At 74.3% G+C, this 20,311-nt stretch carries 16 protein-coding genes and 2 pseudogenes; 10 read left to right on the forward strand and 8 right to left on the reverse strand.

Annotation, left to right across the window (positions count from 1 at the left end; genetic code table 11):
* The coding region (locus ACIF6L_RS11935) for an ATP-binding cassette domain-containing protein (protein WP_396492512.1) at positions 1–241 on the reverse strand (241 nt) is incomplete at its 3' end.
* A 181-nt stretch (positions 242–422) separates the two neighbouring features.
* The gene (locus ACIF6L_RS11940) at positions 423–1,466 is read right to left on the reverse strand and encodes a substrate-binding domain-containing protein (RefSeq protein ID WP_352296330.1); all 1,044 of its coding nucleotides are present in this window, start codon (positions 1,464–1,466) and stop codon (positions 423–425) included.
* Positions 1,467–3,513: 2,047 nt separating this feature from the next.
* Here ACIF6L_RS11940 and ACIF6L_RS11945 point away from each other — a divergent pair.
* Entirely contained in the window at positions 3,514–5,265 is a 1,752-nt protein-coding gene (locus ACIF6L_RS11945; protein WP_396489467.1) for a sigma-70 family RNA polymerase sigma factor, read from the forward strand.
* 42 nt (positions 5,266–5,307) lie between these two features.
* Here the strand turns inward: ACIF6L_RS11945 and ACIF6L_RS11950 are convergent, their stop codons facing one another.
* Positions 5,308–5,628 carry an NIPSNAP family protein gene (locus ACIF6L_RS11950; protein ID WP_396489465.1) on the reverse strand — a complete coding sequence of 107 codons (321 nt, stop codon included), beginning with the start codon at positions 5,626–5,628 and terminating at the stop codon, positions 5,308–5,310.
* A 52-nt stretch (positions 5,629–5,680) separates the two neighbouring features.
* Positions 5,681–6,649, reverse strand: a complete 969-nt coding sequence (locus tag ACIF6L_RS11955; protein ID WP_396489464.1) for an NADP-dependent oxidoreductase — start codon at positions 6,647–6,649, stop codon at positions 5,681–5,683.
* 155 nt (positions 6,650–6,804) lie between these two features.
* Between ACIF6L_RS11955 and ACIF6L_RS11960 the strand changes: the two genes are divergently transcribed.
* The 3 genes from ACIF6L_RS11960 to ACIF6L_RS11970 all read left to right on the forward strand — a co-directional run bounded on the left by ACIF6L_RS11960 (position 6,805) and on the right by ACIF6L_RS11970 (position 9,954).
* Positions 6,805–7,173 carry a winged helix-turn-helix transcriptional regulator gene (locus ACIF6L_RS11960; RefSeq protein ID WP_396489462.1) on the forward strand — a complete coding sequence of 123 codons (369 nt, stop codon included), beginning with the start codon at positions 6,805–6,807 and terminating at the stop codon, positions 7,171–7,173.
* Positions 7,174–7,314: 141 nt separating this feature from the next.
* A complete protein-coding gene (locus ACIF6L_RS11965; protein ID WP_396489460.1) occupies positions 7,315–8,646 on the forward strand; it encodes an LPXTG cell wall anchor domain-containing protein in 1,332 nt (443 codons plus the stop codon).
* A 177-nt stretch (positions 8,647–8,823) separates the two neighbouring features.
* Positions 8,824–9,954 carry a heparin lyase I family protein gene (locus tag ACIF6L_RS11970; protein ID WP_396489458.1) on the forward strand — a complete coding sequence of 377 codons (1,131 nt, stop codon included), beginning with the start codon at positions 8,824–8,826 and terminating at the stop codon, positions 9,952–9,954.
* Between the two features lie 31 nt (positions 9,955–9,985).
* Here the strand turns inward: ACIF6L_RS11970 and ACIF6L_RS11975 are convergent, their stop codons facing one another.
* Entirely contained in the window at positions 9,986–11,560 is a 1,575-nt protein-coding gene (locus ACIF6L_RS11975; RefSeq protein WP_396489456.1) for a peptidoglycan-binding protein, read from the reverse strand.
* Positions 11,561–11,923: 363 nt separating this feature from the next.
* On the opposite strand from ACIF6L_RS11975, the gene ACIF6L_RS11980 reads away from it, so the two are divergent.
* The 5 genes and pseudogenes from ACIF6L_RS11980 to ACIF6L_RS12000 all read left to right on the forward strand — a co-directional run bounded on the left by ACIF6L_RS11980 (position 11,924) and on the right by ACIF6L_RS12000 (position 16,032).
* On the forward strand, positions 11,924–12,304 hold the full coding sequence (locus ACIF6L_RS11980; RefSeq protein ID WP_396489454.1) for a hypothetical protein: 381 nt from the start codon (positions 11,924–11,926) through the stop codon (positions 12,302–12,304).
* A gap of 72 nt (positions 12,305–12,376) precedes the next feature.
* Positions 12,377–12,787, forward strand: a complete 411-nt coding sequence (locus ACIF6L_RS11985) for a helix-turn-helix transcriptional regulator (protein ID WP_396489481.1) — start codon at positions 12,377–12,379, stop codon at positions 12,785–12,787.
* 225 nt (positions 12,788–13,012) lie between these two features.
* A pseudogene (locus ACIF6L_RS11990) lies at positions 13,013–14,455 on the forward strand (RICIN domain-containing protein); the annotation flags it as partial.
* A gap of 30 nt (positions 14,456–14,485) precedes the next feature.
* Positions 14,486–14,998: pseudogene (locus ACIF6L_RS11995) on the forward strand (WxL domain-containing protein); the annotation flags it as partial.
* Positions 14,999–15,060: 62 nt separating this feature from the next.
* Entirely contained in the window at positions 15,061–16,032 is a 972-nt protein-coding gene (locus ACIF6L_RS12000; protein WP_396489452.1) for a DUF916 domain-containing protein, read from the forward strand.
* On the opposite strand, the gene ACIF6L_RS12005 is transcribed toward ACIF6L_RS12000, so the two are convergent.
* Together ACIF6L_RS12005 and ACIF6L_RS12010 are read right to left on the reverse strand one after the other, a co-directional pair.
* Positions 16,022–17,014 carry an aldo/keto reductase gene (locus ACIF6L_RS12005; protein ID WP_396489450.1) on the reverse strand — a complete coding sequence of 331 codons (993 nt, stop codon included), beginning with the start codon at positions 17,012–17,014 and terminating at the stop codon, positions 16,022–16,024. The two genes, ACIF6L_RS12000 and ACIF6L_RS12005, sit on opposite strands and share 11 nt — an antisense overlap.
* 289 nt (positions 17,015–17,303) lie before the next feature.
* Positions 17,304–17,963, reverse strand: coding sequence for a class I SAM-dependent methyltransferase (locus ACIF6L_RS12010; RefSeq protein WP_396489448.1), 660 nt, complete (start codon positions 17,961–17,963; stop codon positions 17,304–17,306).
* 1,158 nt (positions 17,964–19,121) lie between these two features.
* Between ACIF6L_RS12010 and ACIF6L_RS12015 the strand changes: the two genes are divergently transcribed.
* Complete coding sequence (locus ACIF6L_RS12015) at positions 19,122–19,622, forward strand: hypothetical protein (RefSeq protein ID WP_396489446.1); 501 nt, start codon at positions 19,122–19,124, stop codon at positions 19,620–19,622.
* 58 nt (positions 19,623–19,680) lie between these two features.
* Here ACIF6L_RS12015 and ACIF6L_RS12020 read toward each other — a convergent pair whose 3' ends face one another.
* Entirely contained in the window at positions 19,681–20,277 is a 597-nt protein-coding gene (locus tag ACIF6L_RS12020) for an XRE family transcriptional regulator (RefSeq protein ID WP_359809160.1), read from the reverse strand.
* Between the last annotated feature and the right edge of the window lie 34 nt (positions 20,278–20,311).

Consider the following 20,311-nt stretch of genomic DNA (forward strand, 5'->3'; position numbering starts at 1 on the left):
GGACGACGTGGCCCTCGGTCGGCTGGTGGTCACCGGTCAGGATCTTCAGCAGGGTCGACTTGCCCGCCCCGTTCTCCCCCATCAACGCGGTCACCTGACCGGCCGGGAAGTCGAGGGTCACGCCACCGAGGGCCTGGACCGCACCGAACCGCTTGGTGACCTGATGGACACCGACGCTCCCGGCGGCGGGCTCGGCAGTGGGCGGGCGGGGTTCCGGGTTCACGGCAGGGGCTGGGCTCATCGGGGTCACCTTGAGGTCGTGCGGGAGGGTCGGGAAGGTCCGCGGCCGGTGGGACGCGGTCGGTGGCGGACCGGGTGGGGGAGCTTCGGGCGGTCCGGCCGGCGGGGCGTCCCCGGCCCGGCGGTGCAGGGGCCGGGCCGGGGAACGCTGCGTCAGGCCGGGGGATGCGGCCCGAACGGGGTCAGCTGCAGGTGACTCCGGCGCTCTGCCAGGTCGTGGCGTCGACCATGGTGGTGGGCGCGAAGGCCTCCTTCGGGAAGTCCTTGCTGTTCTTGAGCTTGTCGTACATGGTCTGCACGGCCAGCGCGCCGACGTCCTTGCCGTTGATGAACAGCGCGGCCTTCATCCCGGTCGGCTTGCCGCCGCTCCAGTCCTTGCACGCCAGGTACGCGCCCAGACCCACCCCGATCACGTGGTCCGCGGAGATGCCCGCGTTCTGCAGCGCCGTCACCCCGCCCTGCACGTTCTCGTCGTTGCAGCCCCACAGCACCCAGTTCTTCACACCCGGGTTGGCCGTCACCGTCGCCGCGATCTTGTCCTGCGCGCCCGTCGGCGTGTTGTCCGTCGCCACGTCGATGTTCTGCACCCCCGGCACCGCGGCCGCGAACGCCTCCTTCGCGCCCTTCACCCGGTCACCGCAGACCGTCACGTCCTGCTTCCACGCCGAGATCACCCGGGTCTCCGCCGGGTTCCAGCCCGCCTTCTTGAACTCCTCACCGGCCCGCTTGCCGACCTCGCCGCCCATCTGCAGCCCGGAGAAGCCGATCCGCGACACCAGGTCGTCCTTCGAGCACGCCGCCGGGTCCGGACCACTGGCGCAGATCTGGTCGTCCGAGGTCAGCAGCGCCACCTTGGCGTCCCGCGCGGTCTGCACGACCTGCGGCCCCACCGCCGGGTCCGGCACCACGATGATCACACCGTTGGTCTTCTGCGCGACCGCGGACTGCACCTCGCTGATGGTCTTGTTCGCGTCGTTGCCGAGGTTGACGACCTTCAGGTCGACCCCCAGCTCCGCGGCCTTCGCCTTCGCGCCCGCCGCCTCCCCGACGAAGTACTCCTGGTCGCCCTGCTTCTGCAGGTAGGTGATCGAGATCTTCCCGGAGACCGGCGCCACCGAGGCGTCGCCCGACTTCACGGACTCCTGACCGGTCGAACAGGCGGTGGCCAGGCCCAGAGTGAGGAGAAGGCCGGCTGCTGCGGCGGCGCGGCTGGTGGGACGGAACATGGGGGAGCTCCTTCGAGGGCGCACCAGCCGCAGGGACGGAACGGGTGCGAGGGAGTCGGGCAGTCGTGCACATGCTGGTGGAATGCGAGCGGTGGAGTGCGGCGGTGCGCCGACCGGGTGGTGGTTTGAGGCCGGGAGCCCCGCCTTGGCCAGTCAATCGAACGTAGACTGCCAGAAACAAACACTTCCGAACGCGATGGGGATATGACACCTCTGTTTCGGAAACCACGTCAAGGGTGCGGCGGGGTCGAGACCAGCTTGTGACGTGCGACCGGTGGCGGGGCGGACGGGACGGGCAGCCAGGTGGCAAGCCCCGCGGCTCAGCCGGGGTTTCGCCGGGCGAGCCCGGATCCGGATCGGTCGCGCCCGGGCCGCCCGGTCCGAAAGCCGGCGGTAACGCTTCGGTAAACCCCCGGGACGGTCGGGGGCGACGGCGCTCCACCCCTCACGACCGCCGCAGGTGGACGGTCGCCTGCCGAGTCGCACGCAAGGAGAACAGTGAGAGAGCCCTCAGCGCCCTGGACCGCCTTCGAGCCTCGCGGCCGGCTGCCCCAGTCAGGCGAACAGGCGGCCGCGGACGCGCTGCCGTCGCTGCCCGAGGAGTGCCGGCGGGAGATCCTGCGGGCCGTGGTGCGGGCGGCCGGACAGCGGGAGCTGCCGTCCTCGGCCGCCGCCGGGACCGCGCTCCAGGACGACTCCGCGGACGTCCGCCGCGCCCGCGCGGTCGCCGTCGCGGTCCGGACCTGTCGGTACCTGGCCGCTCGGCAGGGCGGCGTGGACGGGCCGTCCTCCCCGCCGCCCGGGGCACCCGCGCCGTCCTGTCCCTCCTGTTCCGTCGGCGGGCGCCCACCGCGGCCGGGGGCGATGTACGGAGGCGACGACGAACCCACGGTCGTCCTCGAACGCGTCCGCACCGTGGCCCGCGCCGAACGGCCGGCCCTGTCATCGGCCCCGGTCGTCGGCCCGGGCCGCGACTCGCGCCGCGTCCCGTGGTGGAGCCTGGCGCTCTCGGCCGCCGCGCTGGTCGGCGGCACCGTGGCCATCCAGCAGGAGGGCCGGGAGGCACCCAGATCGGGTACGGCCTCGGTGCCCGGTGCCAGCACCTCGGAGGCCCCGCCCGGCCCGACAGCGAATCCGGCCGTTCCCGCGGTGAGGAGCACGGCGGGCGGCGGGGCGGGGGAGAGCGGGACGGCGGGGCCGGCGAAGGGGCTCGCCGGTGCGGGGCCGACCGGGCCCGGCAGCCCGAAGCCGTCCGCGACCGGGCGGACCTCCGCGGCCCCGGTGGCCACGGGGCCGCAGGCGTCCGGATCCGGGGCACCCACCGGCCCCCCGTCCGGCGGTCCGGCGTCCGATGGCCCGACCGAGCCCCGGGCGGGCCGGACCTCGCCCGGGCCGACTCCCACCGGGACGCGCCGGCCGGCCTCGGAGCCGCCGCCCACGCCGCCGACCACCCTGGTGCCGGCGAGCCCGTCCGTGCCGGTGGTGGTGGTACCGTCGTCGGCCCCGCCCAGTCCGGTCGGCACACCCCCGTCGACTCCGGAGCCTCCGGTGGGCAGTCCCACCGCCACGGACCCGCGGTGACGTAGGGCCGCCGGGGGTGGGGGCGCAGTTCCGAAGAGGCATCAGGTATACGATTTCGTGCGGCCTTTCGGTAGTTTGGCCCCCTGCTGGGGTGCTGTAGCTCCGAAGGGGTGTCAGATATACGATTCCGCTTTGGGCTGTCCAGTGATCGCGGACGCTCCCGCCCGGGCCTTCGGTGGCCCACCGACCGTCGCCCTCGGGCGGCCTCCTCGACCGCGGCGCGTGCCGAGCCCCCGGTGAGGCGGATGCACTGTCGTACGCGGTACCCCCCCCGGCGCGGGCGCGCGCCCGTGACCGATCCGACTCCGTGACCGATTTCGACTCCGTGACCGATCCGACCGAAACCGACTCCGCATGCATCCCCTCCGTCGCCGCGGCCCCGGCGGGCGCCCCGGAGCGAAACAGGCCCCGGGGTCGCCCCCTCCCCGGCGCCGGGAACTGCCGTGCTCACCCCGAAGGGACCCTCATGCCACGCCGCTCACGCCCGCTCGCCGCGCTCGCGGACCAGCCACCGACGTCCGAACCCGACACAGCGGAGGAGCCCGGCGCGGACGACCCGGCCGCCGAGAGCGACGCCCGGCTGACGGCGCGGCTGCGGGGCGGCGACGACCGGGTGGTCGCGGAACTCTACGAGCGCCACCACCGGGCGGCCCTGCACTACGCGCGGATCGTCACCGGCCGCGCCGAGAGCGCGGAGGACCTGGCGAGCGAGGCCTTCGCCCGGACCCTCGCGGCGGTGCGGACGGGCGCGGGGCCGGACGAGAACTGGCGCCCGTACCTGCTGGCCGTGGTCCGCAACACGGCGATGGCCTGGTCGACGGCCGACCGGCGCACCCTGCTCACCTCGGACTTCGGCGACTGGGCCGACCGGCAGGAGCAGGTGCTCTCGCCCGACGAGCTCTTCGCGGCCACCGCCGAGCGGCAGTTGGTCGCCGAGGCGTACCGGTCGCTGCCGGAGCGCTGGCGCACGGTGCTCTGGCACACCGTCATCGAACAGCGGCCGCCGGAGGAGATCGCACCGCTGCTCGGTCTCACCCCCAGTGGCGTCTCCTCGCTGGCCTTCCGCGCCCGTGAGGGGCTGCGGGAGGCCTACCTGGTGGCGCACGTCCGCCGCGCCGCGTCCCCCGACTGCGCGGCGCACTCCCAGGAGATTGCGGGCCTGGCCCAGCGCCCGTCGAAGCGGACCACCAAGAGGTTGGCCCGCCACCTCGACGAGTGTGCCGACTGCCGCTCGTGCCTGGCCGAGATGCGGGACGTCAACGGGCGCCTGCGGGCGGTGGGGCTCGGCTTCTTCGTCCTGTGGGACGGCGGTCACCCGCTGGGCTCAGGCGGCGGCGCGCTGGCCGCCGCAGGGCACGGGGCCGGCACCGGGGTCGGGGCGAAGGCGGCGATCGGTGCGGCGGTGGCCGGGGTCGCCGCGACCGCGGTGCTGGTCACCATCGCCACCGGCTCCGGCCCGGTCGGCTCCCGGCCGGGCGCGTCCTCACCGCCGCAGGCGCGGATCGGGGCGGCCGCCCCGCTCGGCACCGCGGCCGCCGAGGCACCGCCGACCGCCGACTCCGCCCCGACTCAGACGCCGGCCGGCCCGACGCCGACCCCGGCCGCCCCGGTCTCGGGCCCGGCCTCCCCGCTTACCGGTCCCGCTACCGCCGGCACCCCGTCGGCGGCGGACCGGGCGAGCGCCACCGCCCGGGCCTCCGCGCCGGTCACGAAGTCCACGGCGTCGAAGGGAACGGGCGGCGGCCTGTCGGCCGGGGTCTACACCGACGCCAACGGCCCGACCCCCGCGCCGGGGGACCGGGTGGTGCGGCTGCGGCTGCCGGCGCTGAACAGCTGCGTGGACGCCGAGGACGTCGACACGGTCGACGAAGAACTGCCGTACCGCGACGCCTGCGCCGCCGGGAACACCCAGAGCTGGTACCTGCGGCCCCAGCCGTCGGGCACCGGGTACTCCGTGATCAGCGCCGGGAACGGCGGCTGCCTCGACTCGACCGGTGGCGCCGCCGCGCAGGTCGTGCAGCACCCGTGCGGCAGCGGCCCCGGCCAGGTCTGGCAGACGGTGAGCCTGCCCGGCGGCGGGACGGGCCTCCAGCAGCGCCAGTCCGGTCAGCTCGTCGGCGCCGCGGGCACGGGGGCCGCCGAGGACCTGTTCCGCCTCTACCCCCAGTCGTGCGGCGCGGACGCCGCGTGCAACGGCAAGGTGGCGTTCCAGCTGTGACCGTTCCCCGGGCGTTCGGGCAGCACGCCCGGGGGACATCCGTCAGCGCAGCAGGGACCGGGGCGTCGGCACGACCCGGGTGACCACGGACTTGTCGAGGAAGAGCAGGTCGGCCACGGCCGGGCCGAGTTCGGCGACCCAGCGGTCGCTCTCGTAGACGGCCGCGTACGCCTCGACGCGGTGCGCCTCGTCCTCGAAGCGGCGGATCCAGACGTAGCCGTCGGGGTGCTCCTCGTCGACGAAGGACGCGGTGATCACCATCCCCTTCGAGCTCTGGAAGGGGATGACGGTCCGCTCCATGAAGCGCAGCCATTCTTCCCGCCGACCGGGCTTGGTGCGGTAGTGGCGGATCTCGTAGAACATCGCGGGTGCTCCTGGGAAAGGGGGGTCGGTGGGCGGCGGGTCCGGCGACGGCTCAGGAGCTGAGGTCCAGGACGAGCTTGCCGCGGGTGCGGCCGGTCTCGCCCTGGGCGTGGGCCAGCGCGGCCTCCGCCAGGCCGAAGACCTGCTCGACCTCGACGGCCAGCGCACCGCCGTCGATGAGTTCGGCGAGCTGGGTCAGGCCCGTGCCGTCGGGCTCGACCAGGAAGGCGCTGCTGCGGACCCCGAGCTCCGCCGCGGCGGCGTGCAGCTCGGCGGAGACCCCGGAGGGGACGGCGACCAGCAGGCCACCGGGGCGCAGCGTCCGCAGCGAGCGCGTGCTGGTGCCGTCGTGCTCGTCACCGACCAGGTCGAGGACCACGTCGACGTCGGTCACGACGTCCTCGAACCGGGTGGTGGTGTAGTCGACGAGCCGGTCCGCTCCCAGCCCGGTCAGCCACTCGTGCCGTCCGCCGCGGGCGGTGCCGATCACCTCGGCGCCCAGGTGCTTGGCGATCTGCACCGCGAAGTGCCCGACGCCGCCGGCGGCGGCATGGACCAGGACCCGCTGACCGGGCCGGATCCCGGCGGTGTCCACCAGGGCCTGCCAGGCGGTGAGGGCCGCCAGGGGGGCGGCCGCGGCCTGGACGTGGCTCAGCGTCGCGGGCTTGCGGGCGAACTGGCGGGCCGGCGCGGTGACGAACTCCGCGTAGCCGCCGGCGGCCCGGGGGAACCACGGCATCCCGTAGACCTCGTCGCCGGGCCGCAGCGTGCTCACCCCGAAGCCGACCTCCTCCACCACACCGGACACGTCCCAGCCGAGGACGAAGGGGGGCTCACCCAGCACCCCGGCCATCCCGCCGCCGGCCCGGGTCTTCCAGTCCACCGGGTTGACGCCGGCGGCCCGGACCCGGACCAGTACCTCCGTCGGCAGTGGTTCGGGGCGCGGCACCCGCTCGACCTTCAGTACCTCCGGGCCGCCGAAGCGGTCCTGCGTCACCGCGCGCATCGAGTTCACGGACATGATCGACTCCGTAGGAAGAGAACGGCGGGAGGCCCTCGGTGGGCCCGCCCTGCTGATGCCCTCGACGCTATCCAGCGGCATATAGTTACCCGCAAGGTCTACTGCTTCCTGATGGGAAGTGTCCTGGTGAGGAGTGGTTCAAGGTGTCGGAATGCGTGACCGGACAGCACGACCGGCATGACGTCTACGCGGCGCAGTGCCCCTGCCGGGCCATGCTCGACCTGCTGGCGAACAAGTGGTCGGCGCTGGCGATCGGGGCCCTCGGCCAGGGGCCGCAGCGCTTCGGCGAACTGCAGCGGCGCCTCCAGGGGGTCAGCCCCAAGGTGCTCACCCAGACCCTGCGCCGGCTGGAGGACGCGGCACTGCTGACCCGGACCGTCTACCCGGCGGTACCGCTGCACGTGGAGTACGCGCTCACCGAGCTGGGCCGCAGCGCCGCCGTCCCGCTGAGCATGCTGCGCGCCTGGGTCGAGGAGAACACCGCGCAGCCGCGGACCCGCCCGGGCCGGCTGTCCGAGGCCTGATCACCGGCGGGCGCAGGCACCCGGACCGGGTGCGAGGTAACGGATCGGCATACCCGCGGGACGGGTTCGCGGCCCCCGTCTCCATACCGGCAGACATCGACACGGTGTCAGGTTCCTCCGCGCTCGCCAGAAGGTGATCACTTGTCCACCCGCCGCAGTCTGATCCTCGCCGGTACCACCACACTCGTCCTCTCCACGCTCCCGCTCGCGACAGCGGGCGCCGCCGGTACGGCAGCGCCCGGCACGCCGTCGCCCGGAGCGGCCTCGGCGAGCGCCTCCCCGGCAGGTCCGTCGGCCTCCGCCCCGCGCCTCGACGGCTCGCTGCAACGAGGACTGGAGCCGTCGGTGTCCGGTGTCCCGAAGGACTTCGAAGTCGGTGGTGCGGCAGAGGAGTTCGGCTACACGATCGCGAATCCGTCGGCGCACGACTTCGTGGCTTTCCCGCTGCTGAAGTTCAAGAACGTGACCGGTGACCTCCGCACGGCCGACCTCAGGGTCGAGTACCAGCTGCCGGGGCGCACCGACTGGCTCAGGGGCTCACAGGCCCCGGGCAGCGAGGGCGTGGACGACGGCGTGCTGGTGGTGCTCGGCGGCAGGGACGGCGACAACGTCGCGGACGACGCGCTCGTGGCGGTCCGGAAGGGCAAGTCCCTCGCCCTCAGGGTCCGGGTCTCCTTCTCCGCCCAGGCGCCGGTCGGCAGGGCCGGCGTGGCTCCGGTGCTCTTCGCCGCGCAGCTCGACGACGCGACCGGGCAGCCGGTGGACCGCGGCAGTTACGGTTGTGCCTGCGGGGTGGGGTGCGCGGGATTCCGGATCAAGGCGCCGGCACCGGTCGCCACGGCGTCCCCCACCCGGGTGCCGTCGCCCTCCGCGACGGCGTCGCGCCCCGCCACCGCGCCGCCCACCGTCACCGCGCCGCCCACGGTTCCCGCGGTCACGCCGTCGCGGACGGCCACCCCGGCGCCCAGCAGTGCGGCGCCCACCGCCCCGGCTCCCGCCCCGAGCCCCGTGGTGACTCCGACCGTTTCCGCGACGCCCACGGCCGCCCCCAGCCGCCCGACCGGCTCGCCGACCCACGCGCCCTCGCCCACGCCGACCGTCGCCGTCCCGACCGTCACCGCCCCGGCCACCACTCCCGCGGTGACGGCCCGTCCCACGACGCCGTCCACCTCGTCCTCCGCCCCGGCGCCCGCGCCGTCCGCGTCAGCGCCGTCCGCGTCCGCCGATCCGGTGGGCGACGGCCCGCTGCCGCTTCCGGTGCCCATCGACAACCCGACCATCGCGCCGCTGAGGATCCAGCCGGCGGCGGTCGTCCAGGCGAAGACCACGGCGGACGCCGTGGAGCGGAACCTGGCCCAGACGGGCGGCGGTGACCACCAGGCGCTGATCACCGGGGCCGGCGTCGCCACCCTCGCCGCGGGCACCGGTGTCCTGGTGCTCCTGCGCCGCCGCCGGGCGGCCCGGCACGGCTAGCGGCGCGGTCGCGGCACCCGCGGCGTGACGCCGTGGAACCCGGGCCGGCGGCGCCCTCCCGCGCGCGCCGCCGGCCCGGCCGTGCCGTACCCGCCCACGGGGAGGCCCGCCCGGGGACGGCCCCGAGCCGTCCCCGGGACGGACAACGTCGAACGCCCTGACAGGACAGGAATCATCGTGCTATCTCGTCCGAATCTGGCCGGTGCCGTGCTCACGGCCCTGGTGGCCGTCGGCCTCGTCGGTGCGCCGGAGGCCGCCGCCGCGTCGGTGGCCTACGATTTCGAATCCTCCGACGGCTGGCCCTACATGGCGCTCAACGGCTTCGGCCGGGTCTCCGCCGTCCCCGCGCCGGCCGGCGGCTCGGGACGGGCCGCGCGGTTCAACGTGCCCAACGACGGGCGCTCGTTCAAGACCGAGCTGGTGATGAAGAACCTCGGTGCGGGAAGTCATCGCTTCTCCTTCGGCAACTACCTGCCGAACGACTGGCCCCGTGAGGACTTCGGCACCATCGTCGCCCAGTGGTTCAGCACGCAGGGGGACGACAACGACGGGGTGAAGCCCGTCGTCGCACTCTCGTTGAACGGCCAGGCCTGGCTGCTGAAGGTGCACTGGCTGGAGGGGGTCGAGGTCCGGGAGACGGTCGTCCCGCTCGGGACGGTGCAGTTCGGCCACTGGAACCGGTGGGTCGTCGACATCACCTGGTCGACCCCGTCGTCGCCCGGCTCCGTCGTGGTGGTCCGGGACGGCGTGAAGGTCGGATCGCACACCGGGGAGAACAACTACCACCGAGGGGAGGCACCGCACTTCCGGATCGGGATCTACCGCCCGACCTGGCGGCCGGAGAAGAAGGTGACGCACTCCGTCGGCGGCCCCGACGCCGTCCTGTACGTCGACGACGTCTCGATCACGGACGTGACCGCGGGCGCCGCCGCGCCGCCCTCCCCGGTGGCGAGGACCACGCCACCGCCGGAATCCGTCACCGCTGCGCCGTCCGCACCCGCTCCGACGGCCTCGCCGAAGCCCTCGCCCTCGCCCACCGCCGCTCCGACGGCGACCCCGAGCCCGACGCCCTCCGGCGAAACGGCGGCCCCCGCCTCGCAGTCGTCGCCGGAGCCGGACGACGCGATGACCCGCGCCGAGGCCGAGGCCGCGCTGCCGGTCTCCGTCGGGACGACGGCCGCCCCGGCCGAGGAGCCGTCGCCCACCGCCGAGTGGATCGGCGGCGCGACCGCGTTCACCGCCCTCGCGTGCGTCGGCGGGGTGGTCCGCCGCCGTCACCGGGGGACCGGCCGGCGCAGGCGGCGGTGAGCGGCGCCGCCGGGCCCCGGGCCACCGGCCGTCAGCCCTGGGCCGCCGGCCCGGGCCGGCACCGGGGCCCGGCGGCCGGCTGTTCGAGGGCGGCCCTGGTCCGGTCGCCGAAGACGGAGAAGCTGCGCTCGTCGCCGCGGATGCCGGCGGCCTGCTGGAATCCGGTCAGCATGCGCTCGGTGACGGCGTCGAAGCGTCCCTGCACGAATCCCGGCTCCGGCGTGCACCCGGCCCTGATCAGCAGTCGCTGCAGTGTCGTCACCTCCGGCCCGCTGTCGCCCCGTCGGAGCGGCCGGGCGGGCGGTGGCGTCGGGGCGGACGGCGAGGCGGTCGGGGCCGGGGCGACCGGTGGCGTCGGTGCCGCGGCCGGTGTGCTGGGCGTGCTCACCGGGGCCGGTGCGCCGGCGGTCGTCGGCCGGCCCCCCGTCGGCCCGGGGGCGGTCGTCGGGGGAGCGAGCGCGGGGGCGGACGAGGGCGTCGCCGGTACGGTCCTGGACCTGCTCGGGGTCGGTGCCGCGGTGGGCCGGGCCGACGGCGACTCGCGGGCCGGGGGCACCGGTGCGGCACTCGGACCCGTCGGGTCCGGCGCGATCGTGTCCAGGACGGTGGCCGAGGTCCCGTCGGGCGTCGGCGACCCGGTGACCCGGCTCGACGGCGGTTCGGCCATCGCCAGCCCGAGGGCCAGCGCGACCGTGCCGATGCCCGCGGCGCCGATCGCGAGGCGCCGGCGGGCGAGGTGGCGGTTCGGTCCGGGCCGGCGGTGGGCGGGGCCGATGACGATCTCCACCGACGGCTCCTCCCGGGGCGCCACCCGCATGTGGTCCGGCCCGGGGCCCACCGGGGCAGTGGCCGCCCGGTGATCGGCGGACACCGGGCGGAACCGGGCCAGCAGGCCCTCGCTCAGGTGACCGGCCTCCCAGCGGCGGACGGCCCGCAGGTCGGTCATCGCCCGGTGACAGCGGTCGCAGAGCGGCAGATGGGCGGCGAGTTCGACGGGAGTCGGCGCGTCGGTCGCGGCCGTCTCGCCCAGCAGGGCCGCGAGGTGCCGGCACTGCCGCTCGGGCGCCCCGAGGGCGTGCGCCCGGATGTACGCGTCGGCGAGCTTTCGGCGGGCCGCCGGCGCGGGAGCCGGGACCGTGGCCGGGTCCGCCGCGAGGGCGCGCCACAGTTCCATGGCGGGGAGGTCCGGGAGCTGCCCCAGCGCAGCCAGCAGCGGACTGCTCCCCTCGACGGTGGCGACGACGTCACGGGGGTCCTGCTGCGGTGCCCGGCGCACGGACAGCCAGGCGAGGAAGCCCGGTGACAGGTCGTCGCCCCGCCCCGCGGCGGCCCACCCGGCGGCGACCAGGCGCGCCTCGCCGAGTAGCAGGCAGCTCCAGGAGCCACCGGGGAGCCGGTCCCGGTGCGGGGCGTCGAGCGCCCGGTCGAGGACCTCCGCCGCGAGGCCGTGCGCCTCCCGGGGGGTCGCGCACAGCGTGCCCGCGTAGGCGAGCACCAGGTCGCCGTAGCGGCGGGTCAGCTCCCGGGTGGCGGTCCGCCGGGCGGAGCCGGAGAGCAGGAGCTCGCCGAGCTCCGCGTCGGTGAGTGAGGCGAGGGAAGGTGACATGAGGGTCCTCGGTGAGGTCGACCGGCGGCGGTCGCGGACGGCCCGCGAGCCCGCCGCTCCCGGAGGCGTTGTGAACCTTGGAGTCGGGATCGGCGCCGCCGTCCCGCCCTGTTACCCGATCGTGATCCGACGCGGGAGGAGGCGGCTCCGCCGCCCCCGCGCACCCGGTCACGGACGTACGGACCCGCGGGCCCGGGACGCCCCCGACTACCCATGACTCCGGGGGCGGGTACCTACGGTTCGGCGCACTCGGGTGAAGTTGGGTGGCCTCGGCGCTGGACCCCGCCCCCGCCTCCGACCTTTGCTGGATCCAGGAGTACCGCCCGCGCAGTGAGCGGGCGACGTCCGAGAGGGAAGAACACCATGACCCACCGCATCCGGCCGGTCGCGAGCCGCTCCACCGCCATCTACCTGCGCTGCTACCCGTACGACACGGTGTACCTGCTGGACTACTGGCGGATCCTCGCCCGCTACTCCGCCGAATCCGGGCTGGGCGACGCGACCGTCTTCATGGACAACGGCCGGCGCTCGACCGACGACCTGACGGCGCTGGCCGATCTGACCCGCGCCGTCGAGGAGGGTCTGTGCACCACCGTGCTGATCCCCGGACCCTTCGTGTTCTCCCTGGACGACGCGGAGGCCGGCGCGGCCGTCCGCAGGCTGGAGGAGGCCGGGTGCCGGGTCGTCGAGATGCCGCGCCCCTCGTTCTGGAACGAGGCCCCCGAGCTGGTCGCCGTCCCCTGACGCAGTAGGAACGAGGCCCCCGAGCCGGTCGCCGTCCCCTGACGGAGCAGGAGCGACCGCGTCCGGCGGCGGCTGTACTTTGGAGGTGTTCAGCGGCCCGACCGTCGTCACCGACCCGGTGGGGCGGTCAGCGGCGCCGGGAGTACGGCATGGCGGAGACGGAACACGGCGGGGGCCAGGGGCCGGCCGGCCGGTGGGGGCCGCAGCAATCCCCGCGGCCGGGCCGGCTACGGCGGCGCGCTCTCGCCGCGCGAGCGGCAGGTCGCCGGGCTGCTCGCCGAAGGGGCCAGCAACAACGACATCGCCGCCGCGCTGTTCCTCTCACCGCGCACGGTCGAACACCACGTCGCCAGCGTCCTGAAGAAGCTCGGCACTACCCGTGCCGCACTCACCGGTGCCGACGCCGTGCCGGTGGACGGGTCCGTTCCGCGCGACCGAGCTGCCGCGATGCCACGGGCGGACACGGCCGGCGAGAGCTGGTGATCGCTGGTGAGAGCTGGTGATCGCGGCCGCGGAGTCACCGAAGTATGGCCACCAGGTATCAGTAATGTTTCGACGTGTTGACTTGTTGGGCGCACTCGGCAAGCCTGAGGGTCCCCCATCTGTTGAATTCCGCGTAATCACGTTTGTTTCTGTTCAGTAGTGAACGGAGCTCCGGTGGCTGGACCCGGAGGTCAGGACGAGCGCGGACGACGTCGAGGAACCCGTATGAAAAGAGTGGGATCCGTTCTCGCAGGCCTTCTCGGCCTGCTCCTGGCTGTGATCGCGGGGCCGTCACCGGCCCAGGCCGCGCCGGTCACCGCCACCGCAGGCACCCAGTTCCCGGACACCACCGGAGCGGGGGTGCAGGCACACGGTGGCGGCGTGATCAAGGTCGACGCCTACTACTACTGGTTCGGTGAGGACCGCGGCGAGGACAACAAGTTCCGCTACGTGTCGGCGTACCGCTCCACGGACCTGAAGACCTGGGAGCCCCGGGGCCACGTGCTCACCCAGGAGACCGACCCGGAGCTGAAGGACGCGCTGATCGAGCGTCCGAAGGTCCTGTACAACGCCAAGACGAAGCAGTTCGTCATGTGGATGCACAAGGAGGCCGACGACTCCTACGGCGAGGCCCGGGCGGCCGTGGCGGTCTCCTCGACGGTGGACGGCCAGTACCAGTGGAAGGGCTCGTTCCGCCCGAAGGACGCCGAGGGCAACGAGTACATGTCGCGGGACATCACCGCCTTCGAGGACCCGGGCACGGGCAAGGCGTACATGATCTCCTCGGCGAACAACAACGCCGACCTGATGATCTATCAGCTGAACGACGACTACACCCAGGTGACGGGCGTCCCGGCGAACCCCTGGCCGGGCCAGCACCGCGAGTCTCCGGCGATGTTCAAGCGCGGGGACGTGTACTTCATGCTGACCTCCGGTACCAGCTACTGGGACCCGAACCAGCAGAAGTACGCCACCGCCCCGAGCCCGACCGGGCCGTGGACGGAGATGAAGGACGTCGGCGACAACTACGGCCACGGCTCGCAGACGGCGTTCGTGCTGCCGGTCGAGGGCAGTGAGACCACCTCCTTCCTCTACCTGGGCGACCGGTGGGCGGGCAAGGGGGCCAACCCGAACCGGGTCAACGACTCCACCTACGTCTGGCTGCCGCTGCAGTTCCCGACCGCCACCACGATGGACCTCCCGTGGTACCCCGAGGTCTCGATCGACACGGCGACCGGCCGGGTGGCCGGCTCCGGCGGCGACCCCCTCAACACGCTCACCAACAAGGCCGGCGGTCTCTGCGCGAGCGTGACCGACAGCCTCTCCGACAACAACGTGCCGGTGGTCCAGGGCGCCTGTGACGGCGGACTGAACAGCGAGTGGCGGTTCACCAACAACGACAACGGCTACGTCCGGGTGCTCGCCCAGCACAGCGGCAAGTGCCTCGACGTGGCGGACAACTCGACCGCCAACGGCGCCGAGGTCAAGCAGTACGACTGCGGCTCGGGCAACAACCAGCGCTGGCGCTTCGAGGGCCCGGCCGAGGGTCCGGTCCGCATCATCGTGAAGCACAGCAACAAGTGCCTGGACCTCCAGGGCGGATCCCTGGCGGCCGGTGCCAAGCTGGTGCAGTCGGACTGCGACGGCAGCCCCGGCCAGGACTGGAAGGTCGCCGTCGCCGGCGCTCCGACCGACCCGACCGGCCCCACCGACCCCACCGACCCGACCCACCCGACCGACCCCGGTACCGGCACCCCCGGCACGGTGGACCAGCAGATCAGCACCTCGGTCGACGCCGGCGTGCTCTCGATGGCCGCCGCGACCGACGCCGTCCGCCTCCCGGCGGTGGCCTTCGGCTCGGGCGCGCCCTCGACCGGCTCCCTGAACACCGTGACCGTGAAGGACTTCCGCGGCGGCACCGCCGGCTGGTCGCTCACCGGCAAGGTCACCGACTTCACCGGGCCGCGCGGCAGGATCGACGCCGAACGGCTGAGCTGGACCCCCAGCTGCGCCACCAAGGCCGACAGCCCGAGCTCCTGCCAGGCGGGCAGCCCCGGGACCATCGGCAAGGCCGGCGCCACCCTGGCGTCCGTCACCGACGCCGCGCTGACCGGTGGCGAGTTCACCGCGGGGGCCGCCGTGTCCCTGGACATCGCGAAGTTCACCCCTGTCGGCAACTACTCCGGAACGCTCACCCTCACCCTCCTGTGACCGTGCTCGCGGGCCGGACGCCCCAGGCGTCCGGCCCGCGGCACCCCGAAAGCTGGTCCGCCATGCGCAGAGCACCCGTCGTCACCGTTCTCCTCCTCGGCCTGCTGGCCCTCCTCCCCACCCAGGCCCACGCCGCCGACAACGGCGAATGGTCGGTCAAGCCGGCGGACTCGGTGATCACACCGCGCGCGGCGTTCCAGCTCTCGGCGCAGCCCGGCGCGACCTTCACCGACCGCGCCGTCGTCACCAACACCACCGACGGCCCGCTGACCCTGCACCTCTACGTCGCCGACGCCTACAACACCGAGCGCGACGGCGGTCTGGCGGTGCGCGGCCGCAAGGAGGCCCAGCACGACGTCGGGGCCTGGGGGAAGCCGGAGCGGGACGTCGTCACCGTCCCGGCCCGCTCCGCCCTGCCGGTCGGCCTCACCCTGACCGTGCCCGCCGACGCCTCGCCCGGGGACCACGTGGGCGCCCTGGTCGCCGTCGACGATCGCGTGCCGACCGCGGCCGGCTCCTTCATCGGCATCCAGCGCGGCGTCGGCGCCCGGATCTACCTGCGCGTCGACGGCGCGGAGCGGCCGGCGCTCGCCGTCGAGGACGTCCGGTTCGCCGCGCACAACCCGCAGGTGCCCTGGACTGGCCGCACCGACTCGACCGTCTCCTACACCCTGCACAACACCGGGAACGTGAAGCTCGACCCCCGCGCCGAACTGCACGTCGGCGGGGTGTTCGCGGGCGGTCCCGCCAGTCGGCAACTGGCCAACGTACCGGCCGAGTTGCTCCCGGGGCAGCAGGTCGAGGTCACCGAGGCCTGGTCCGGCGCCCCCACCGGCTGGGGCGACGTCACCGTCACCGCCACCGCGAACGGCGTCACCGCCACCGGCTCCGACGACTTCACCCAGGTGCCGTGGCTGCTCGCCGGCGCCCTGATCCTCCTCGCCGCCGCCGGCACCGCCGTGGCGGTCACCCGGCACCGCCGGCGGCCGGCCGCCCGGCACCGCGGGCGGCCGGCGGCGGGCGTCAGCGACTGAGCCGGTCGATCTCGGCGAGCTCCTCGGCGGTCAACGGACCGCCGTCGAACGCGTCGAGGTTCTGGTCGAGCTGGGCGGTGCTGGACGCGCCGATGATCACCGAGACCACCCGCTCGTCCCGCAGCACCCAGGACAGCGCCAGCTGGGCCAGGGTCTGGCCGCGCCGCTCGGCGATCTTGTTCAGCGAGCGCAGCTGCTCCAGCTTCTCCCCGGTCAGCGCCTCCGCGCGGAGGAAGCGGCCGACCGACATCCGCGAGCCGGCCGGCACCTCGCCGGACAGGTAGCGGTCCGTCAGCAGGCCCTGCGCCAGCGGGGAGAACGCGATCAGACTGGTCCGCGTCTCGCCGACCGCGTCCAGCAGGCCGTCCTCGGCGGCGGCGCGGTCCAGGATCGAGTACCTGACCTGGTTCATCAGCATCGGAGTGCCCAGGTCGCGCAGGATCTCCACGGCCTCGCGGTGCTGCGCGGCCGGGTAGTTGGAGACCGCCGCGTACAGGGCCCGGCCGGAGCGCACCGCCCGGTCGAGCGCCCCCATCGTCTCCTCCAGCGGCGTCGCGGGGTCGTAGCGGTGCGAGTAGAAGACGTCGACGTAGTCCAGACCCATCCGCTCCAGCGACTGGTCCAGGCTCGCCAGCAGGTACTTGCGCGACCCGCCGACGCCGTACGGACCCGGCCACATGTCGTAGCCCGCCTTCGACGCGATGAACAGCTCGTCCCGGTACGGCTTGAAGTCCTGGGCGAAGAGAAGACCGAAGTTGCGTTCCGCGCTGCCGTACGGCGGGCCGTAGTTGTTCGCCAGGTCGAAGTGCGTGACACCGCGGTCGAAGGCCCGGCGCAGCACCGCGCGCTGCACCTCCAGCGGCTGGGTGTCACCGAAGTTGTGCCACAGGCCGAGCGAGACGGCGGGGAGCAGCACACCGCTGCGGCCGGCCCGCCGGTAGGACATGGACGTGTAGCGGTGCTCCGCGGGGTGATGGGTCATATCGGCATCCTTTCAGGCGGATGCCGGTGGAGGGAACCAACACCCCTGCCTGAAAAGGACGTTGTCGAAAGGGGATGGAGGCAGGGCCTCCCGGCGGGATCTTTGCGGAGCAGCAGCTCACCATGGTCTCCCGCCTCCTCGCCGGACGAATCTCGCCACCACGAAATATCGCGCACGAAGGACTCGTGGCACCGGGTGACCGGGTGGTCGCCCCGGCACAGACGCCGCGACGCGGGCGTCCCCCTCTCGCCGGTCGTGCCACGGCCGGGAGCGCTCGCGTCGGGAGGGTTCAGCGCAGTCGGCGGGCGCGGAGCACCAGGTCGTCGGTGTGGTGGGCGCCGGCGCCGCCCTCCGGTGCCACGCGCGGCCGCTGCTCGTCCACCTCGACCTGCCAGTCCTCGTCGAGGAGCGCGGTGACCATCGCGGGCCACACGTAGTCGGCGGGGTCGAACTCGCCCCCGTGTGCCTCCTGGGTGTCCATGCCCGCGTGGTGCACGAGCAGGAGCACGCCGCCGGGCGCGACGGCCGCGAGCAGCGCCCGCTCGGCCGCGGCGCCGGGGGTGCGCAGCAGGGCCGGGTACTGCGCGGAGACCAGGTCGAAGGAGGCCGGCGGGAGCGCCGCCCCGACCAGCTCCGCGTGCACCCAGCGAACGGTGACGCCGGCGTCCCGGGCGTGCCCGGCCGCCCGCTCCAGCGCCACGCCGGAGACCTCCAGCGCGGTCACGTCCCACCCTCCGCGCGCCAGCCAGACGGCGTCCGCGCCCTCGCCGCAGCCGACGTCCAGCACCCGCCCGGGGGCGAGCCCTTCGACCTCGGCCACGAGCACGCCGTTGGGGCGGCCGCTCCACAGTTGCTGCCGGTCGGCGTACCGGCCGTCCCACTCGGCCCGCACGGCGGGGTCCCCGAGGTACTCGCCCGCGGGCGAGGTTGCTGCGATGTCGTCGGTCATGCCCCCACGCTCGCCCGCCGCCCACCGGGTGGGCCAGTTCTGTTGCCGATCCGGCAAACCGCGCGGGAGGCCCTCGCGTGGGGCGCCGTCCCGGTCCTCTCCGGCTGCGGGGCCGCTGCTACGATCCGCGCAGTTCAGACGCTGTATCAGACAGAGGTGGGGCCGGAAATGCAGGGCGAGAGGGACGAGCAGGACGCGAAGCCGGTGAACCGGCGGAGGCTCGTCGGCGGAATAGCCGCCGGGGTGTGTCTCCTGGGCCTGGCCGGTGCCGGGGGCCTGGCGTTGCGGGGGTCGCACGATCCGGTCCCGGCCGGGTCTTCGGTGGGTTCCGGCGCCTCGGACACCTCGCCGAGCCCGACCGCTTCGGCGAGCCCCACGCCCTCGGAGCCCGCCCCGCCGACGGAGGTCGTCCTCACCGCCACGAGCACGCCGCCGCCGGTCGGGACCCCCGCGCCCACCGAGCCTCCGGCAGCCCCGGCGCCGGCCCGGTCCACGGTCGCCGCACCGCCGCGCCCCTCGAAGACCGCGGCCGCCCCGAAGCCGGCGCCGACCCGCGTGCCCGCCCCGACGCCGACCCTGGACCAGGAGAACCCGCCCGCCGCGTGGAGCCCCGGCCCGCGACCCACCCCGACCCTCCCGAAGCCCCCGACCAGTTGCCCGCCCCTCCAACTCCCCAGCTGGGACGGCTGCCACCCGATCGGCCCGGTGATCACCCTCCCCCCGATGACCATCCCCCCCGCAGCCGAACGTCACCCCCTCCACGGTGGCCCGCTGAGCGTGCTCCCGCGTGATCTCGGGCCCATCGCCGCTTCAGGGCGTTGTGCCGGAGCTGATCGCCGGCGGCCACCGGCCAGGATCGGAACCGGGGCGCAGGTGCCGGAGAGTCGATGGGAGCCGGTACGGGTGCCGCTGACGCTTTCCGACCCGCGACTTCGACGGGGGCTCTAACCTGGCGCGGTGACGAGTCGAAACCGAATCTCCCGTACCGGCGCGGCCGCCCTGGTGGCCGCCGGCCTCGTTCTCCTCAGCGCGTGTGGCGGCGGGGGCGGCAGTGGCGAAAGCAAGGCGAAGCAAGTCGGTTGGTACCGCACGGTCGGCGACCTCTGCGCCGTAGTGGGCGATCCCGGCCTGCCGGGGCAGCTGAGGAGCTCCATACCGGTGACGAGCGACGGGATCGCGAGCGACCCGTCCACGTCGCTCAGCTGCGGCTACGACGGCGGTCCGGCGACCGAGGACTGGCGGGTGAGCGTCGACGCGACGGTCTTCGAGGCGGCCCGCGGCTGCCACTGGCTGGAGGTCGAGGCGGACATCGCGAGGTCCCCGCTCGGCGGACCAAAGTCGACCGAGACCCGGAAGTTCGAGACGACCGACGGCGGGGGGCTCGGCCAGGAGGGCTACCAGTCGTCGGTCCGGCACCCGCTCACCGACACCATCCCGGGGCCGGTCGACCAACTGAGCTTCAGGTCGGCCTTCTGCGACGGAAATCTACGGTTGACGGTCACCGTCGACTACAGCGCGGGCTCGGAGATGTCCGCGGACTACCCGAGCGCGCTCGACAAGGCGGAGGAGGCGTCGCGGACGAAGGCCGCCGAACTGCTCAAGCGGGCGCGGGAGGCGCTGTACGAGCGTGCGATGAGCCCGCAGCCGACCGCCACGTGACAGGCGGGCGCCCCGGCCAGAGCGAACCGCCGTACCGCATCCCGGTGAGTGCCCCGGTTCACGCGGTCACGCCGGCGGGCGGGGTGGGGCCCGGGGGGAGGTGGACGGTCATGATCAGGTCGCAGGGGCCGGTGTCCGAGGCGCGGTAGGTGTGGGGGGCGTCGCCGTCGAAGGTGGCGGTCTGGCCGGCCTCGACGGTGTGCTCGGTGCCGTCGACGACCAGGGTCATCCGGCCCGCGGTGACGCTGACGGTCTCCACGACGCCGGCCTGGTGGGGGTGGCTGGGGTAGTCCTCGCCGGGTTCGAGGTGCCAGCGCCAGACCTCGACGGGGGCCGGGCCCGAGGTGGTCAGCATGAGCCGGGCGGAGCCGCCGTGCTCGCCGGTCCACAGCGGGGCGACCGCGTCGGCCGCCACGACGCGGACCCGCCCCTCGGACGGGCCCTGCATGAGGGCGGACACCGAGATCCCGAGGGTGTCGGCCAGCCGCACCAGGGTGGCGAGGTTGGGGTTGCCCTGTGCTCGTTCCAGGCCTACCAGGGCGCCCTTGCTGACCTGGGCGCGGCGGCCGAGTTCCTCCAGGGAGAGGCCGGCCCGCTGCCGGGCCGCCCTCACGTTGCGCGCCACCGTTCGCAGAGCCGCCGCTGTCTCGACCACCGGTTACCACTCCTCGTCCCTCGGTCCACTCAAA

Source organism: Kitasatospora sp. NPDC086009 (genome assembly GCF_044540385.1).
Lineage (GTDB): Bacteria > Actinomycetota > Actinomycetes > Streptomycetales > Streptomycetaceae > Kitasatospora.